The following is a 1,313-nucleotide window of genomic DNA, read 5'->3' on the forward strand; positions in this document are numbered from 1 at the left end:
AATCCAAACTGCAGAAGGAGCTTTGAATGAGACACATTCAATCCTTCAACGTATGCGTGAACTTGCTGTTCAATCTGCAAACGATACGAATACAGATACTGATCGAGGAGAACTTCAAAAAGAGCTTGATCAGTTAATCGATGAGATTGATCGTATTGCGGGTGATACTGAATTTAATACAAAGAATTTACTTGGCCATAAAGATGCTTCTGGTGATTTTGATGGAGCTGCTCAAACTTTCACATTCCACATTGGAGCAAATACTGGTCAGAAATTAGAATTGACTATTAACTCCATGGATTCAGCAAGGATAGGAACAACAGATACTAGCGGTGCTATTACAGCAGATACAATAGCTTCTTTAAAAACTACTTCAGGTACAGGTGCATTAGAAGATCAAGGTACTGCTGATTCTGCTATAACAATAATTAATAACGCAATTGAAATGGTTTCAGCTGAACGATCTAAACTGGGTGCATACCAAAATAGATTAGACCACACTATTAATAACTTAAATACATCATCTGAAAATCTTACTGCAGCAGAATCACGTATTCGTGATGTTGATTATACTGAAGCCGCATAAGTGGTGAGAGGTACAGTCGTCCTGACTGGTAACGGTCAGAGATAATTATCGGGTGAATTGCTGGAAAACCTTTAGAGCTTTCTTCCCCACAACGGAGCTGGAAACAGCAAACGTGAAGGGTAGAAAAGAAGAAAGATTAGGCAATCAGCAGCCAAGTTCCTGTCTCGAAAGAGTGGAAAAGGTTCAACGACTAGGATATACCATCTAAGGTCAATGCTATGATGATGAAATCCATAGGTGAAACAATGTCCATCAGCATTGTGAATCCGAAGTGCCCGACCCCTACTAGAAAGCTAGAGGGTGAAGATATAGTCTAGTCATTTATGAAAGTAAATGTTCGCACGATGGCGAAAGAAATGATGGAACAAACTAAAAACTCTATTCTTTCTCAAGCTGCACAAGCTATGCTAGCACAAGCAAATCAGGCTCCACAGGGAGTTCTACAGTTACTTCGTTAATATTTAGTTGAAAAATTTCTATTACTTTATAGAAAGAGATTTATTAAGTTTATAATTTTTTTGTTAAGTAATTTAATAAATCTTTATGAATAAGTACATCACCATTTTAACTAGTTAATAAGGTTCACAAGGAAGTGGATCAAAAATTCAAGGAGGAAATTTAACATGATTATCAATCATAATATTGCGGCGTTGAACACACACCGTCAATTAGGTGCTGCAACGAATGCACAAAGCAAATCAATGGAAAAATTAGCATCAGGGCTTCG

General features: G+C 37.3%; 1 protein-coding gene and 1 pseudogene. Both read left to right on the forward strand.

The window, feature by feature from the left end; translation table 11 throughout:
• A partial coding sequence (locus ACFPM4_RS15975; RefSeq protein WP_382353911.1) for a flagellin N-terminal helical domain-containing protein occupies nt 1-586 on the forward strand: 586 nt, incomplete at its 5' end.
• Nucleotides 587-930: 344 nt separating this feature from the next.
• A pseudogene (locus ACFPM4_RS15980) lies at nt 931-1,044 on the forward strand (flagellin); the annotation flags it as partial.
• Between the last annotated feature and the right edge of the window lie 269 nt (nt 1,045-1,313).

This window comes from Lederbergia graminis (genome assembly GCF_042655485.1).
GTDB classification, from domain to species: Bacteria; Bacillota; Bacilli; order Bacillales; family Bacillaceae_C; genus Lederbergia; species Lederbergia graminis.